The sequence below is a fragment of the Mycobacteroides sp. CBMA 271 genome (assembly GCF_009729205.1).
Lineage (GTDB): Bacteria > Actinomycetota > Actinomycetes > Mycobacteriales > Mycobacteriaceae > Mycobacterium.
This window is the reverse complement of record NZ_VTHB01000006.1, coordinates 336,277-350,387: the sequence shown is the minus strand read 5'-3', so window position 1 is coordinate 350,387 and position 14,111 is coordinate 336,277. Positions and strand designations below refer to the sequence as shown.

At 63.7% G+C, this 14,111-nt stretch carries 16 protein-coding genes; 7 read left to right on the top strand and 9 right to left on the bottom strand.

Going from position 1 to position 14,111, the window contains the following annotated elements; genetic code table 11:
• Nucleotides 1-73 precede the first annotated feature (73 nt).
• A complete protein-coding gene (locus tag FZI91_RS17855) occupies nucleotides 74-736 on the top strand; it encodes a helix-turn-helix domain-containing protein (protein ID WP_155940397.1) in 663 nt (220 codons plus the stop codon).
• Here FZI91_RS17855 and FZI91_RS17850 read toward each other — a convergent pair.
• The 5 genes from FZI91_RS17850 to FZI91_RS17830 all read right to left on the bottom strand — a co-directional run bounded on the left by FZI91_RS17850 (nucleotide 668) and on the right by FZI91_RS17830 (nucleotide 4,843).
• A complete protein-coding gene (locus FZI91_RS17850; RefSeq protein WP_239001588.1) occupies nucleotides 668-1,426 on the bottom strand; it encodes an ABC transporter permease subunit in 759 nt (252 codons plus the stop codon). The two genes, FZI91_RS17855 and FZI91_RS17850, sit on opposite strands and share 69 nt — an antisense overlap.
• Nucleotides 1,423-2,076: an ABC transporter permease gene (locus FZI91_RS17845; protein ID WP_155940396.1), complete on the bottom strand. Its 654-nt coding sequence runs from the start codon at nucleotides 2,074-2,076 to the stop codon at nucleotides 1,423-1,425. The genes FZI91_RS17850 and FZI91_RS17845 overlap by 4 nt, the downstream gene beginning before the upstream one ends.
• 33 nt (nucleotides 2,077-2,109) lie before the next feature.
• Nucleotides 2,110-3,216: an ABC transporter ATP-binding protein gene (locus tag FZI91_RS17840; protein WP_162525418.1), complete on the bottom strand. Its 1,107-nt coding sequence runs from the start codon at nucleotides 3,214-3,216 to the stop codon at nucleotides 2,110-2,112.
• A gap of 4 nt (nucleotides 3,217-3,220) precedes the next feature.
• Nucleotides 3,221-4,162, bottom strand: coding sequence for an ABC transporter substrate-binding protein (locus tag FZI91_RS17835; protein ID WP_155940395.1), 942 nt, complete (start codon nucleotides 4,160-4,162; stop codon nucleotides 3,221-3,223).
• A 63-nt stretch (nucleotides 4,163-4,225) separates the two neighbouring features.
• Complete coding sequence (locus tag FZI91_RS17830; protein WP_155940394.1) at nucleotides 4,226-4,843, bottom strand: TetR/AcrR family transcriptional regulator; 618 nt, start codon at nucleotides 4,841-4,843, stop codon at nucleotides 4,226-4,228.
• A 59-nt stretch (nucleotides 4,844-4,902) separates the two neighbouring features.
• On the opposite strand from FZI91_RS17830, the gene FZI91_RS17825 reads away from it, so the two are divergent.
• The 5 genes from FZI91_RS17825 to FZI91_RS17805 all read left to right on the top strand — a co-directional run bounded on the left by FZI91_RS17825 (nucleotide 4,903) and on the right by FZI91_RS17805 (nucleotide 9,406).
• Nucleotides 4,903-5,685, top strand: a complete 783-nt coding sequence (locus FZI91_RS17825) for an SDR family oxidoreductase (protein ID WP_155940393.1) — start codon at nucleotides 4,903-4,905, stop codon at nucleotides 5,683-5,685.
• Nucleotides 5,686-5,716: 31 nt separating this feature from the next.
• Nucleotides 5,717-6,799: a dihydrodipicolinate reductase gene (locus FZI91_RS17820; RefSeq protein ID WP_155940392.1), complete on the top strand. Its 1,083-nt coding sequence runs from the start codon at nucleotides 5,717-5,719 to the stop codon at nucleotides 6,797-6,799.
• A 103-nt stretch (nucleotides 6,800-6,902) separates the two neighbouring features.
• Nucleotides 6,903-7,289: a lipopolysaccharide assembly LapA domain-containing protein gene (locus FZI91_RS17815; RefSeq protein WP_155940391.1), complete on the top strand. Its 387-nt coding sequence runs from the start codon at nucleotides 6,903-6,905 to the stop codon at nucleotides 7,287-7,289.
• Nucleotides 7,290-7,361: 72 nt separating this feature from the next.
• Nucleotides 7,362-8,075, top strand: coding sequence for a hypothetical protein (locus FZI91_RS17810; RefSeq protein ID WP_155940390.1), 714 nt, complete (start codon nucleotides 7,362-7,364; stop codon nucleotides 8,073-8,075).
• 47 nt (nucleotides 8,076-8,122) lie between these two features.
• Nucleotides 8,123-9,406, top strand: coding sequence for a threonine/serine exporter family protein (locus FZI91_RS17805; protein ID WP_155940389.1), 1,284 nt, complete (start codon nucleotides 8,123-8,125; stop codon nucleotides 9,404-9,406).
• On the opposite strand, the gene FZI91_RS17800 is transcribed toward FZI91_RS17805, so the two are convergent.
• Entirely contained in the window at nucleotides 9,396-10,631 is a 1,236-nt protein-coding gene (locus FZI91_RS17800; protein WP_155940388.1) for an acyl-CoA dehydrogenase family protein, read from the bottom strand. The genes FZI91_RS17805 and FZI91_RS17800 overlap by 11 nt on opposite strands.
• Before the next feature lie 82 nt (nucleotides 10,632-10,713).
• On the opposite strand from FZI91_RS17800, the gene FZI91_RS17795 reads away from it, so the two are divergent.
• Nucleotides 10,714-11,385 carry a histidine phosphatase family protein gene (locus FZI91_RS17795; RefSeq protein ID WP_155940387.1) on the top strand — a complete coding sequence of 224 codons (672 nt, stop codon included), beginning with the start codon at nucleotides 10,714-10,716 and terminating at the stop codon, nucleotides 11,383-11,385.
• Here the strand turns inward: FZI91_RS17795 and FZI91_RS17790 are convergent.
• From FZI91_RS17790 to FZI91_RS17780, 3 genes are all read right to left on the bottom strand, one after another.
• The gene (locus FZI91_RS17790; protein WP_155940386.1) at nucleotides 11,382-11,777 is read right to left on the bottom strand and encodes a hypothetical protein; all 396 of its coding nucleotides are present in this window, start codon (nucleotides 11,775-11,777) and stop codon (nucleotides 11,382-11,384) included. The two genes, FZI91_RS17795 and FZI91_RS17790, sit on opposite strands and share 4 nt — an antisense overlap.
• A 101-nt stretch (nucleotides 11,778-11,878) precedes the next feature.
• A complete protein-coding gene (locus FZI91_RS17785; RefSeq protein WP_155940385.1) occupies nucleotides 11,879-13,774 on the bottom strand; it encodes an alpha/beta hydrolase in 1,896 nt (631 codons plus the stop codon).
• On the bottom strand, nucleotides 13,774-14,067 hold the full coding sequence (locus tag FZI91_RS17780) for a hypothetical protein (RefSeq protein ID WP_155940384.1): 294 nt from the start codon (nucleotides 14,065-14,067) through the stop codon (nucleotides 13,774-13,776). Before FZI91_RS17780 ends, FZI91_RS17785 begins: the two co-directional genes overlap by 1 nt.
• Nucleotides 14,068-14,111: the final 44 nt, after the last annotated feature.

The following is a 14,111-nucleotide window of genomic DNA, read 5'->3' as shown; positions in this document are numbered from 1 at the left end:
CGTGCCGTCGCGGGCTAGTACAAGATCTGTACCGGGACTGGTCACCGCGCCGTGCGCGGCCTACCGTTCATTCATGGGCGCGTCGTACTACCAATTCTGTCCCGTCGCCAAGGCGATGGAGCTACTCGACGAACGCTGGACGCTGCTGATTGTGCGCGAATTACTGCTTGGCAGTGAGCATTTCAACGACATCAGGCGTGGGGTGCCACGGATGTCGCCGACGCTGCTGTCCAAACGACTGGACCGGCTGGTGCGCGCCGGGATCGCCGAGCGTCATGAGAACCGCTATCTCCCAACCGACGCGGGCCGCGAGCTACAGCCGGTCGTCGAAATGTTGAGTCAGTGGGGCATCCGGTGGATCGGCGAGATCGGGGACGAGGATCTGGACCCCAAACTGCTGTTATGGGACATGCGACGCCACGTGATCGGCAGCGCCGTACCGGAAGGCCGCACCGTGCTGCACTTCCATTTCGGGGACGTGGCGGCCGATAAGCGGCATTGGTGGCTCATCGTCACCCCCGAGGCCGTCGATCTGTGCGACGCCGACCCCGGCTTCGACGTGAATGTGGACGTCACCGCTCAGCTGCGGAGCCTGACCCGGGTGTGGCGCGGCGACGCCGAGTGGCCGGACGTGCTGCGATCCGGCGAGGTCTCGCTGCGTGGGCCGCTAGGTCTGTGCCGCAGCGTGCCGGCCTGGTTTGACCTGCCGCTCTACGCCGGAGTCCCCCGCCCCTGAGTGGTCGACAACATCGCCCGGTGGCGGTCGCAGCCGTCCGGTACCCGGTGCCGAAAGCCACACCGCGAAGGCGAGTATCGCGTCAAGCAGCAGAGCCAGCGCGGTCACCATGATGGCGCCGACCAGCGCCAGGTGGAACTCTCGGACCTTGATGCCGTCGATGAGGTAACGCCCAAGCCCGCCGAGACTCGCGTAAGCGGCGACGGTCGCGGTCGCAACGATCTGCAGGGTCGCCGTGCGCAGCCCGGACAGGATGAGCGGCAACGCATTAGGCACCTCGACGCGCAGCAGCACCTGACGTTCGGTCATCCCCATGGCACGCGCCGCCTCCACGACCGTACGGTCGACGTTCGCGATGCCGGAGTACGTCCCTGCCAGCAGCGGCGGCACCCCCAACAGCAGCAACGCGACCGTCGGCGGGATCAGGCCCAAACCCCAGAGCAGCACGCCTAACAGCAGCACACCGAGTGTCGGCAGCGCCCGAAGCGCGTTCACCGCGCTGACCACCAGGAAGGTTCCGCGACCGGTGTGACCAATAACGAGGCCGATCGGCACCGCGATGACCACAGCGGCCAGTAGCGCAATGGCCGTGTACTGCAGATGCTCGCCAATCCGCGCGCCCAGACCACTACTGCCCGTCCAGTTGGCTGCGGTGAAGATGTAGCCGAGCGCATCGGAGAGAAAATTCATGACACACCAATGGCTTTCGTTGCTCTGGCCCACGGTGTCGCGGCGCGGCCGAGCAGCACCAGCAGGGTGTCCACCACGACAGCCAACAGGAAGATGGCCACGATTCCGGCAACAATCTGGCTGCTCTTGTTGGCCTGGTAGCCCTCGGTGAACCAAGTACCCAGACCACCGATGCCGATGACGGAACCCACCGACACCATCGAAATATTAGTGACCGCTACGACTCTCAAACCTGCCACCAACACTGGCACAGACAGGGGCAGTTCAACTCGGATGAGACGCGCCAGCGGGCGGTACCCCACCGCGGTGGCCGCATCCAGCACCTGCGGGGCTATCGCGTCGAGCGCCTCGGGTACCGCACGGATGAGCAGCGCCGTGGTGTAGAGCGTCAGCGCCACCATCACGTTGGCCTCGTCGAGAATCCGGGTGGGGATGATCAGCGGCAATGCCACGAACAACGCCAGCGAGGGGACGGTGAACACGATGCTGGCGATCACCGTAGTCACGCGCCGCACCGTCCGATGCCGGTGGATCAGCGCGCCACCCGGAATCGCGATGGCCAAACCAATGAGGATCGGGACCAACGACAGCCGCATGTGGATGAGCGACAGTTCCCAGGCATCGCCGAGATGGGTAAAGAGATAACGCATCTCAGCGCACCTATAGCTCTTCACGCAAGCGGTTCATCGGCGCCCGTTTCTGCGTTGCCGATCCAGCGCTATCAGCACGTCACCACCACGGACACCTCCGCGCACGCGGCCGTCCTCGTCGGTGGCCACGCCCAAACCGGACGGGGAGGACAGCGAGGCGTCCAGGGCCTGCCGCAGGGTGCCGTCCGGGCCGAACAACGAACCCCCGGCAATAACACTGTCGTACAACGGCTTCCCCGACCGGTAAACATCTACCCCGGCATCGTCCATCCATCCAAATGGGGTGCCATCCGGATTGCACACCAGCACCCAGTCGCCCGGAGCGATGACGAGGTCCTCGATCTGCGCTTCGTGGACCTGCCTGATCTCGTGCAGCGGCACCTCGCTCGCCTCGCGAAACTGCAAACCTCGGTAGCCGCGGTCACGTCCGATGAATCCGGCGACGAAATCGCTTGCCGGGTTGGACAACACCCGCTCGGGTTCGTCGTACTGCTCAAGTACCCCACCGGGCCCGAACACCGCCACCTTGTCGCCAAGCTTGACGGCCTCGTCAATATCGTGGGTGACGAAGACGATGGTCTTGTTGAGCTCGGCCTGCAAGCGTTGCATCTCGGCCTGCAGATCGTCGCGCACATTGGGGTCGACGGCGCTGAACGGCTCGTCCATCAGCAGGATCGGCGGGTCCGCGGCCAGAGCACGCGCCACGCCTACGCGTTGTTGTTGGCCTCCGGAGAGCTGCGCGGGGTACCGGGTGGCCAACTTCGGATCGAGCCCTACCCGTTCCAGCACCTGCAGCGCGGCCTTGCGTGCGGCACGCCGGGACTCGCCGCGCAGCACCGGTACGGTCGCCACGTTGTCGACCACGCGTTGATGCGGCATCAGCCCGGCGCTCTGGATCACGTAGCCGATACCCAGCCGCAGTTTGACCGGATCGACCGTCCTGATATCTGCCCCGTCGACGGTCAGTACACCCGAAGTGAGGTCGGTCATTCGGTTGATCATCCGCATCGAGGTGGTCTTGCCGCAGCCCGACGGCCCCACGAACACCGTGAACGATCCCTTGTCGACGTGCAAGGTGAGATCGTCGACCGCGGTGGTCCCATCTGGGTACTGCTTGGTGACGTTCTCGAAAATAATCACGCGATCAGTTCCCCATCGGTTTGTCGAAACCCTTATCCACCAACCATTTCTGAGCGGCCTCCTTGGGGTCAACGCCGTCGTTGCCGGAGACGGCCGCGTTCAGCTTGGTGAGGTCGTCGGTGGTCAGCCGCGCCGAGAGTGCGTCGAGCACCTTCTTCAGCTTCTCGGACTTCTTCTGCGCGTTGACCAACGGCACCAGATTCCCGGCCGGGAAGGTGAATTTAGGATCGTCGAGCACCACAAGATCATGCTCGGCGATGGCCGGTGAGGTGCTGAAGATGTTGGCCGCGGTGATGGTTCCGTCCAACAGCGCCTTAACCGTCGCCGGTCCGCCGCCGTCGCTGATGGCCACAAAACGTGATTCCGGAACGTCCAGGCCGTAATTGGTTTTGAGCCCGGCCAGTCCGACGGTGCGATGCAAGAACTCCGAGGGGGCGCCGACCTTCACTTCCGCCGAGTGTGCCGCCAGGTCGGCGATGGAGCGCAGGTTCCATCTGTCGGCGGTGGCCCTGGTGACGCACAGCGTGTCGGCGTCCGACGCCGGCGACGGGGACAGGATGTCCAGGTCCCCGTCGAGCTTGCGCAGCAGCGCCAACTCGATGTCATCGGGTTTGGTGGCAGTGGCCTCCGGGTCGAAGTACCGCAGCAGATTTCCGCTGTAGTCAGCGATGAGGTCGATCGAATGATCCTTGACCGCAGGAATGTAGGTCTCGCGGCTGCCGATACCCAACTGTTTGGTGATCTGAAAGCCGTTGGTCTGCAATATCTGTGCATACAGCTCGGCCACGGTCTTCGATTCGGGGAAGTCCGCCGAGCCGACGATCAACGAGTTGAGGTCTCCCGAAAGCGGGCCTCCGCCCAAGGGATTGGAACTGCCGCACCCTCCCAGCCCTAGTGACACAACCGCCGCCAGGACGGCGGCGAGGAGTCGTGCGGCCCTGCGCATCCTCAGACAGTAACCGGGCGACGGCCTACCTGCCCGGGATTGCCGTCACGAAGATTCCGGTGGCTAACCGCCAGAGGGGGCCGTTTCGGGGCCGTCTCCTGGCCCCGACAGGAGCTCTGGCAAATAACCGAGGACCGCCTGCGCCCGCTCGTCGGGGAGCATCTGATGCGCGAGCACATTCGCTCCGATGATCATCAACATGGTGGCGTTGGCCCGGTCGTGCGCCTCTTGGTGGCCGATACCCGGACGCTGCGCGCGGATCACCTGTGACAGCAATTCCGCACCTGCCTCGCCGAAGCTTGCCCACATGGCCTGCCCCAGTTCGGGATCGGTACGCATCTGGCTGAGAAGTGCCGGAGCGGCCGCGATGACGTCCGGTCGCTCGAATAGTTCCGCTGTGTACGAGCATGATTGACGCACCCAGTCGTCGACTCCCGCGGCCGCACTCATCTCCTGGGTCGGAGCGGTCCAACCGAACACCGCCTCAAACACCAGGTGTGCACGCGAGGGCCATCGTCGGTACAGCGCGGGCTTGCCGACACCGGCGCGTTCGGCGATCGCCACCATGGTGGTGGCTTCCCACCCCTGTTCCACCAGGAGCTCGCGCGCAGCGACCAGCGCCTTGGTGTCGATATCGGAGCTGCGGCGACGCCCTCGCACGGGTTCCTCAATAGCGGCCATTGCAAATATCGTAACACTGTGTAACGTTGAGGCGTGGGTCACACGCAGAAAGGCAGCCGATGACAGAACTTCTTTCCGGTAAGACGGTGGTGATATCCGGTGTGGGCACCGGATTGGGGCGCGAGGTCGCGCTCAAGGCACACCACGACGGTGCGAACGTGGTTCTCGGCGCCCGCACCCAGGAGAACCTTGAGAAGCTCGCGGCGGAACTCGACGGCTCCGGTGCCACCGTCGCCTGGGCCGTCACCGATATCAACGACGCGCAGGCGTGCCAAGGTCTGATCGATACCGCTGTCGAAAAGTTCAGCACGGTGGACGCATTGGTGAATGTCGCGGCCAAGGAGGATGTCTTCGGGGGTATCGAAGGCGCCGACCTGGCGCAGTGGCAGGCGATGCTCAACACCAATGTGGTCGGCACGCTGCAGCTCGTTCAGGCCGCGGTACCCCAGCTGAAGAAGAACGGCGGCTCGGTCGTCTTTATCGGTTCACAGTCGGCCTTTCATCCGCAGCTTCCCCAATCCGCATACGCGACATCCAAGGGCGCATTGCAGAACGCGATGTACCAGCTCGCGAAGGAGCTGGGGCCGCACAAGATTCGTCTCAACATGGTGGTACCGACATGGATGTACGGTCCGCCGATACAGCTGTACATCGGCCTGGTGGCGCAACAGCGCGGTATCACCGAGGACGAAGTGCTGGCCGAGTTGTCGGCCAAGTTCCCGCTGGGCGAGATGCCCGCCGATGAGGACGTCGCCGATGCGGTGGTGTTCTTCAGTTCCGACCGGGCCCGAATGGTGACCGGACAGACCCTATTCGTCAACGCAGGGGAGTACTTCCGATGAGCCGCTTGCGCGAAGAGAGAGGACACAACAATTGAGTGACAAGTATCCCGTCATCGTTTGGGGCACAGGCGTTGTCGGCAAGCTGGTAATCCGTGAGCTGCTGGACCATCCGGTGTTCGAGCTGGCGGCCGTGGTGGTGCATGATCCGGCCAAGAACGGCGTGGACGTCGGGACTCTGGTCGGTAGTCACCCGATTGGATTGGCCGCCACCACCGATATCGATGCCGCGCTGGGCACCGAGGGCACCGTCGCCTACTTCGGGCCCACCGCCCAGTACGCGCTGGAGAACATCGACAACATATCCCGGGCGTTGCGCAGCGGACACAACGTCGTCTCCACCGCGATGACCCCATGGGTGTACCCGCAGGTGTGTCCGCCGGAGATGCTGTCAGATATCACGCGGGCCTGCGAAGACGGCCAAACCTCCTGCTTCACCACCGGTATCGATCCCGGATTCGCCAATGACCTGTTCCCGATGACCCTGCTCGGTGTCGGCGGACGAGTGGATTCGGTTCTGGTGCAAGAGCTTCTGGACTACCAGTACTACAACGGCGATTTCAGCACGCCGATGGGGCTAGGAGCGCCCATGGACCAATCGGCGGTGCTGGAGATCCCCGAGGTGCTGATCCTGGCGTGGGGTCACACCATTCCGATGATCGCCGACGCGGTCGGAGTCAAGCTCGACAAGATCGATACCGTCTACGAAAAGTGGGCCACCCCAAACGAAATTACCTACGGCGCCGAGCCCAAGACCGGCGTCATTCCCGCCGGACACTGCGCCGCCGTGCGGTTCGAGATCCGGGGCTGGGTCGGCGGAGAGCCGAAGATCCTCATCGAGCACGTCAACCGGATCACCAACGACGCTGCACCGCAGTGGCCGCGGGCGCAGTCGGTGGACAACGACGCGTACCGCATCGAGATCAAGGGCAGCCCGAACATCACCCAGGAGACCGTGTTCCGCGATGAGCGCAGCGGTGACGGCGCTATCGGCGGCTGCCTGGCTACCGGGATGCGAGCGATCAACGCGATACCGGCGGTGATCGACGCTAAGCCGGGATTCCTGACACCACTGGATCTACCGTTAATCGCCGGCAGGGGCACAATCCGCGCGTGACCTGTACCGAATGTCGACTTTTCGCGGCATCCACTCGATCTTTTCCGCGAAAAGTCGGCACTCAATGCTTGCAATAACTGCCGGTGTAGCAAATGATGAACCCATGACCAGTGACCCCGGTACGACGCCGGACTCTCCGGTTGCCGACTCATCTGCCGATATCCCGGTCGGGGAGCAAGCGCCGCTGCCACCCGAGCCAACGCCGAAGAAGCCTGTGCCCGCCAAAAAGCAGGACGCGGTCAAGCGGACCCGTGCCGCGGCGACATGGACCGGCGTAATCCTCGGCCTGTTGATTCTGATTCTGCTGCTGGTGTTCATCCTGCAGAACCTGGAGTCCACCACCACCTACTTCCTCGCGTGGGAAGTTCACATGCCACTGGGTATCACGGTGTTGTTCGCGGCGATCGCCGGCGCCGCGCTCACTGGCCTGGTCGGTGGAGTGCGAATCATCCAGCTGCGGCGCGCGGCGAAAAAGAACCTCAAGGCGTAGCCCAGGTTGGGGCTCTACGACTGCAATTGTCTTCTCACCGGAGCCAGTCTGCTGCATCAGGATGCTGCGCTGGTGATCCTGAGACGAGTCGGCGGGACTTTCACGCCCATCACGTTGGGCCTGCACGGCGACTACAACATGCGGGGCGCAGTCGACGCGAAAGTAGATTCCCATAGCGGGCTCGTGCTCGACTACTTCATGGATCGATACGACGACGGCACGTTCATCGCCGCGGATGACACCACACGTCCCGAGTACCGAATTCCGCCGACTAGAGACAGCATCCAGTCACTCATCAACGTCATCGAGCGCACCACAACGTGTTCCGAGGTAAACACCTCATTCGGCCCCAACGGTGGAGGCCACCAGCCATCCACGTTGCTTGCCGGAGATTTCATCGTGCACGCGCTGATCGCTCAACCGGTATGGGATGCGATTTCGACTCATCACCACGCGCCAGAACGATCCGCCGACGCACAGTTCGCAGATGTCTTCACCGACCCAGCGTCGCGCCAGATCTACGACGGTCACGCTTCAGATCTGGTCGCGCGAATACGCGAACGTGCAGCGGTCGACGCGTTTCTTGCTGCGCGGGGTATCCCGTGGGCGCCACCCGGATCAAGCAACTGTCCCTACCCCAGCACCTACAACGACCACGAGGACGACGAGGTGCGAAGCTGGCTGGACCGTGCGCGCGGGGATTACCAGGATCTTCCGTGGATGGTCGCGGCCATCGACGAGTGCGGCACCACCTTCGAACGAGAGCTTCGTGCTATGCGCGAATAGGCCGATTCAGCCGACATCGACGTCCGCGCACCGGGACAATATGGCAGATGGTGAGGCTATCCGCACTTGTCCGTAAGGCTCTTAAGGACAAGCCCCTGCCGCTGGCGGACGCGAAGCATTTTGACGACGCCGAAGTCGTCACGATGCTGCGGATGATCGGCATCGCCATGCTTGAGGTAGGCCAGCCCACCAACCTGGTGCTGGCGAAGTTGCATAACATCGCACCGCAATACACCGACAAGGAGTTGCGTGCCGTCGTACTGCCGACGGTGTTGATCATCCAGATCGACGGCGTCACCGGGCAGCTCGAAGTCGAGGAATCCACCCGCAGCACAGCACAGTTGGACCAGGCCGGCCATATCGACACCATCGCAGATATGGCCGCCGCGGGGGCCATCGCGCCCGCTGAGGCAGTCGCACGGATCTACGAAATACGTTGCCTTAAACCTCGTTTCGGATCGATTATCACCGTGATCGGGCACACCATCCTCACTCTCGGTTTCGGATTGGCGCTGGCGCCGACCTCCTCGGCGCTACCCGCCTACCTGGTTCTCGGTCTGATTGTCGGCGTCCTCATGTTGACGACCAATCCCATGCCCACCCTGGCCGCCACCATGCCCGCAGTGGCCGCCTTCGTGGTGACGGTCGTCAGTACCTTCATCGTCGCGAACGTGCCCAGCGAGGGGCTCGCGCGGGTGCTAGCTCCGGCCCTTATCGCCGTGCTTCCCGGCGTGACCCTCACGATCGGGGCACTGGAACTAACGAGTACCCAGCTAATGGCCGGTTCCACGCGCATCGTGTACGGGATCGCCCAATTGATGCTGTTGGCATTCGGCGTGGTGATCGGCGTGAAAGTGGCTGGGCCACTGGAGCCCTCGCCCTTGGGACCACCACTGGGCAGCTGGACTATCGCGCTGGCGGTGCCGGTGATCGCTGTGGGTTTCTACCTCTACAAGTCCGCACCACGCGGATCTCTGATCTGGCTGGTGCTGGCGATCGGCGTCGCCGTGCTCGGGCAACGGCTCGGTGGTCTGTTTCTGGTACCGGCGATGACGGGTTTCGTCGGGGCCGTCGCCGTCGTGCCCTTCGCCCTCTTCGCGGCGCGGTTCAGGGGCGCCCCCTCTGCCATCGTGTTGCTGCTCGCGGCCTTCTGGTGTTTGGTGCCCGGCGCGTTGAGCTTCGTGAACGTCAGCGAGGTCGCGGCCACCGGACATGCCAATCTGACAGCGCTGCTGGATACCTGCATGGCGATCTTCTCGATCGCGCTGGGACTGCTCGTGGGCGCGAGCCTGCACCGCGGTATGCGCTATGCGCTGGCTGTCACTCGCTAGCGTATTTCGCCAGCTCGATCCGGGCGACCACACCGCGGTGTACCTCGTCAGGACCGTCGGCCAACCGCAACGCGCGGGCGTTGACCCACGCGGCGGCGAGCGGGAAATCGTTAGAAAGACCTCCGCCGCCGTGGATTTGGATTGCCATGTCGATGATCTGCTGGGCCATGTTGGGCGCGGCCACCTTGATTTCGGATACGGCCGACAGCGCCCCCATGATGCCCACGGTGTCCAACAGCCAGGCCGCGTGCAGCACCAGCAGCCGGGTCTGGTTGATGGCGATGCGGGCATCTGCGATGCGCTCACGGTTTCCGCCCAGGTTTACCAACGGCTTCCCGAATGCGGTGCGCTCCAATCCTCGTCGGCACGCATGCTCCAGCGCCACCTCGGCGAGGCCGATCAAGCGCATGGCATGGTGCACGCGGCCCGGCCCCAGCCGTCCCTGGGCGATCTCAAATCCCTTACCCGGTCCCGCGATGAACGCATCTACCGGGAGCCGGACGTTGTCAAAGGACACCACGCCATGGCCGCCGGGCTCGTCGTAGAACCCCATCGTCGGCAGCATCCGATCGACGGTGACGCCGGGACTGTCCATCGGCACAAGCACCATCGAGTGCCGCGCATACCGATGCGCGTCGGGGTCGGTGAGTCCCATGAAGATAATGACTTTGCAGTCGGGATGACCGACGCCGGTGCTCCACCATTTACGTCCGTTGATCACCACCTCGTCGCCGTCGACGACGGCAGTGGCCTCCATATTCGTGGCATCGGAGGACGCGACGTCGGGTTCGGTCATGCAGAAGGCGGACCGGATGTCGCCCTCAAGCAGCGGTTCCAGCCACACCTCCTTTTGTTCCTGGCTGCCGTAGCGGTGCAGCACTTCCATGTTCCCGGAATCCGGTGCATTGCAGTTGAATACGGTCGGCGCGAACAGCGAGCGGCCCATCTGTTCGGCCAGCGGCGCGTACTCGGAGTTGGAAAGTCCGCCGCCGAGCTCGGGATCGGGCAGGAACAGATTCCACAGTCTCGCGGCACGGGCCTTCGTCTTCAGCACGTCCAGCTCGGGCGGAACCTTCCATAGCTCGGCGGTCGTGCCGGCGCGAGCACCGAGCAGCTCATCGTGACGGGCCAGTACCGCGCGTTCCATCGGCATGATCTCGCCATCAATGAACTCCCGAACGGCGGCGGTCAGTTCAGCGGCGCGGGCAGACGGGGCAAAGTCCATGCGTCCGATGCTAGGCCCGCCCATCATCGGCGTCTGAGGTTCGCCGAGTGGTCGTGATCCGGACAGTCGATACGATTCCTATATGGGCGTCATCTACCTGGTCCGGCACGGTCAGGCTGCCAACTACTCCAGCAGTCCCGACAGCCCGCTCACCAGCATCGGGCAGCGGCAGGCCGATACCGTGGCCGCCGAGCTCGCCCGCCGCGGCCTGGGCGGCACCCGGGTTGTACACGGCGGGATGAAACGACAACGTCAGACCGGTGAGGCCGTTGCACTCGCATTGGGATCCGAGCCGCAGCAGGACGACCGGTGGGACGAGTACGACTACAAGGAGATCGTCGGCAACTCGCGGATGCGGCGGCTGGCGTCGGTCGACACTGTCAAGAAATTGGCCAAGGGCGATACCCAAGCCATCCTGGAGGACGGCCTGGCGCAGTGGGCCAGTACCGACTCATCCGGTGAATACGCCGAGAGCTACACCCGATTTCAGCAGCGCGTGCTGGCCGCGATGGCCGACATCACCACGCTGGACGGCGACACCGTGGTGGCCACATCTGCTGGAGTCATCGGCATGATCGTGGCGGACCGCTGGAGCGGGAGCGTAGCGAATTGGCTTACCGCACAACGTGTTGTCATCAACTCGTCGGTCACCTCGCTAGTCAACGGCAGGCGGGGACTGAGCCTGCTCTCCTTCAATGACCACACCCATCTGCTCGGAGGTGGCGGCAACCGGGACCTGGTGACCTACCGCTAGTCCTCGTTCGCGCACGGGGACGACGCGGTCACCCGGAAGACTGGGGTCCCGTCACCTTCCCTGTACTCGCTGGTGCCCACCGTGTAACCGGCGGCGTCACGATAGGTGAATTCATGCGGCGGCGCGGGATCGGGGCGCTTGCGCGCCTGCAGTTGGAATCCCTTGACGCTCAACGCTTCAAGGCGACCGAGCGTGGCGGCTATGAGTTCACTGGACGGATGGTCGTAGGCGCGGGTGAAGCGCACCGTCCACGGCGGACCGGCCGGCATCAGGTCAACCGTCCGGCAGCCGTCGCGCTGCGCCTTATCGGGGCTGGCGTCCACATGTTCACCGACTACCGCCGAAAGGTTTTCGGCGGTAGCAACTAACGCCTCGCTCATCTTCAACGTCACCGGCTGCATCGTTTCCTCGGTCCTTCCATCAGTGCGGTCGTCGGCACACGACGTCGCCGCCGTCAAAGCCACAACCAACGCTAAAACCCAACGAAGAGGCTTCATTTCACTTGTACCTTGGGCCCTAACCCGGGATTGTCGGTGACTCGCGGATTACCGTACGGGTCTTCCCATCGCGGGTTGGTGGGAATGTTGAACGGTCCGGGGAGATCGAAACCAGAAGCCAACTGGCCGCCCTTGGCGCGGATGATGTCACCCAGCTCCTGCTTCAGATTCCCGTCGTCACCGATGTTGATATCGACGTTGTTCGCTTCGATTCCACGCTCAACGTATGTGCTGACTTCCCCACCGCTGATGACGCCCGCCATGTTTTTGAATGCGTCCGATCCCCTGTCGTTCCAGTAGCCGCCGTGACCATCCTGACCAAAGACCACCTCGCCGGCATGCCGCGATGCCGTCTCGCTGTAGTACCCCGTGTCCAGGCGAGTGACTCCGGGGACCTTGTCCGGGTCGCCGCCGAGCGGATTCCCTCCGTGCGGGTTGCCCACACTCCCGTCGGGGGCGCGCATCTCGGGGGGCAGATCGATGGTGACACCGGGGAAGGGCGTGTATCGCGTCGGGATATCGGTGTGGCCGGGCAGAGACTGCACCGCACCGATGATGTCGCCCGGCGCGGTCATCGAGTATCGCTGCACATTCGGGTTCGGATCGTGCCATTCGGTGTTGTAGATCCCGGTTCCGGCGGACGACGCGAAGAGGACGCGGTCGGCACGAAGTCCCAGCTGCTCGGCGGTCCCGACGATCGAACCACCGTAGGAGTGCCCGATGTACGTCACCGGAGCCCCGGGGGCCGACTTGCCTACTTCGATATCGAGTTGCTTCCCGAACTCGACGAGCTGCGGCGCCATGGCTCGGGCGTACGACGGGTCGGCCGCCTTGGAAAGGTCCTGCGGGAAGTCGTTCTCCATGTAGACGAACACCGGCGACTTGCTGTCCTGGGCGAGGTTGTAGGCCGCCTCGTAGTTGGACTTGCTTCCGTTGAGGTTTGTGGTGGTCCCGGGCACATAGACACCCACACCAGGAACTCCCGGTTTGAGGTCTCCGATCTGCTCGATCATCCGGCCATTGCCCTCGGTCGAGAACATCACGAACTTGCGATCGACCATGAAATCGGCCGCCGATGCGGTCGTCTTCGGCGCATGCGGATCCACGATCGGTTTGAGCATGTCCGTCAGCTGGTTAATCCGCGCCTGATCCGGTGACGGCTTCTGCTGCTCATCAATCAGCGCGTTGCGGATGTTGATCTCGTTGGCATCGATGCGGATGTTGAAGGGGACCCCGTTGTCCTTCCCCATGTACTCGGGGTCCGCAATGACCATTTGGTGCACCGTCTCCGGAGGAAGCCCCTCCAGAAAGGCGCGGCGCTCCTCCGCGGACATGCCGCGGACCCGATCGACGAGCGCGTCGGGATCTATCTTCTCGCCCGATGGCAACGTAACGTCCTGCTGACCGTCGCGCATGGTCTCTAGGTCGTTGACGGCCTCCCGCAGCTTCCGGCCGTACATCTCGTCCAGGCGTGCGACCTCGTCGAGCCCCGATTGAATCCGGCGCTGGTGGTCCGCGGCGGCCTGCGCCTTCTCGGCGTCGGGATGACTCACCGCGCCGCTATCGGTCACGGTAAACCCGTCGGCGACAGCGGCGTCCACGTCCTGAAGCGTGTATTCCTTGGCGTGCTTGAGCGCACGCCCGGCATCCTCGGCATCATCGGAGAGCTGATTCAGGACATTCCGGACCTCGCGACCGTGGTCCAGCTCCTGGTCGACCTTGATCTTCGCCGCGTCGTGGGTCTTGCCGTACCAACCCGACGCGTCATTGAACACACGGTCACAGGAGTCCAGTGATCCATCTAGGGTCCGCGCGTTATCGCGCGCCGTCTCGCCAGCCTTGGTCAGCGCATCGAGATTCCAGCCGCGCAGCGCACTGATAGTCGGGCGCATCAGCGTGGCTTCAACGCATCGAACGACGCGGCGCTCTTCTCGTCCTGCGAGGTCACATTGGCCGCGAAGGTGCTGACGAGTCCTGACATGTCGGAGAATCTGCGGGCGATCGACGACATTGCCTTGATTCCCGGGGACTGGACGTCTCGGATCGCCGCCAACACCTCACTGCCGGCGCCCGAGGCGTCCGCGAAGGCCGACCATGGCATGTCGTTGATATGCAGCGTCTCGCTCAGCCATGTCTTCGAGATGGCGGCAAGCTCCTCGGTCCGGACCCCGAACTCGTCGCTCATGATTCCCCTCTCCCATCGGTGACTCTATCCAGTCAGACGCACGG

Excerpts from the sequence above, each read along its gene's own strand:
- FZI91_RS17855 (WP_155940397.1), top strand. The coding sequence starts at position 74 with ATGGGCGCGTCGTACTACCAATTCTGTCCCGTCGCCAAGGCGATGGAG.
- FZI91_RS17850 (WP_239001588.1), bottom strand. The coding sequence starts at position 1,426 with ATGAATTTTCTCTCCGATGCGCTCGGCTACATCTTCACCGCAGCCAAC.
- FZI91_RS17845 (WP_155940396.1), bottom strand. The coding sequence starts at position 2,076 with ATGCGTTATCTCTTTACCCATCTCGGCGATGCCTGGGAACTGTCGCTC.
- FZI91_RS17835 (WP_155940395.1), bottom strand. The coding sequence starts at position 4,162 with ATGCGCAGGGCCGCACGACTCCTCGCCGCCGTCCTGGCGGCGGTTGTG.
- FZI91_RS17830 (WP_155940394.1), bottom strand. The coding sequence starts at position 4,843 with ATGGCCGCTATTGAGGAACCCGTGCGAGGGCGTCGCCGCAGCTCCGAT.
- FZI91_RS17825 (WP_155940393.1), top strand. The coding sequence starts at position 4,903 with ATGACAGAACTTCTTTCCGGTAAGACGGTGGTGATATCCGGTGTGGGC.
- FZI91_RS17815 (WP_155940391.1), top strand. The coding sequence starts at position 6,903 with ATGACCAGTGACCCCGGTACGACGCCGGACTCTCCGGTTGCCGACTCA.
- FZI91_RS17805 (WP_155940389.1), top strand. The coding sequence starts at position 8,123 with ATGGTGAGGCTATCCGCACTTGTCCGTAAGGCTCTTAAGGACAAGCCC.
- FZI91_RS17800 (WP_155940388.1), bottom strand. The coding sequence starts at position 10,631 with ATGGACTTTGCCCCGTCTGCCCGCGCCGCTGAACTGACCGCCGCCGTT.
- FZI91_RS17795 (WP_155940387.1), top strand. The coding sequence starts at position 10,714 with ATGGGCGTCATCTACCTGGTCCGGCACGGTCAGGCTGCCAACTACTCC.
- FZI91_RS17785 (WP_155940385.1), bottom strand. The coding sequence starts at position 13,774 with ATGCGCCCGACTATCAGTGCGCTGCGCGGCTGGAATCTCGATGCGCTG.
- FZI91_RS17780 (WP_155940384.1), bottom strand. The coding sequence starts at position 14,067 with ATGAGCGACGAGTTCGGGGTCCGGACCGAGGAGCTTGCCGCCATCTCG.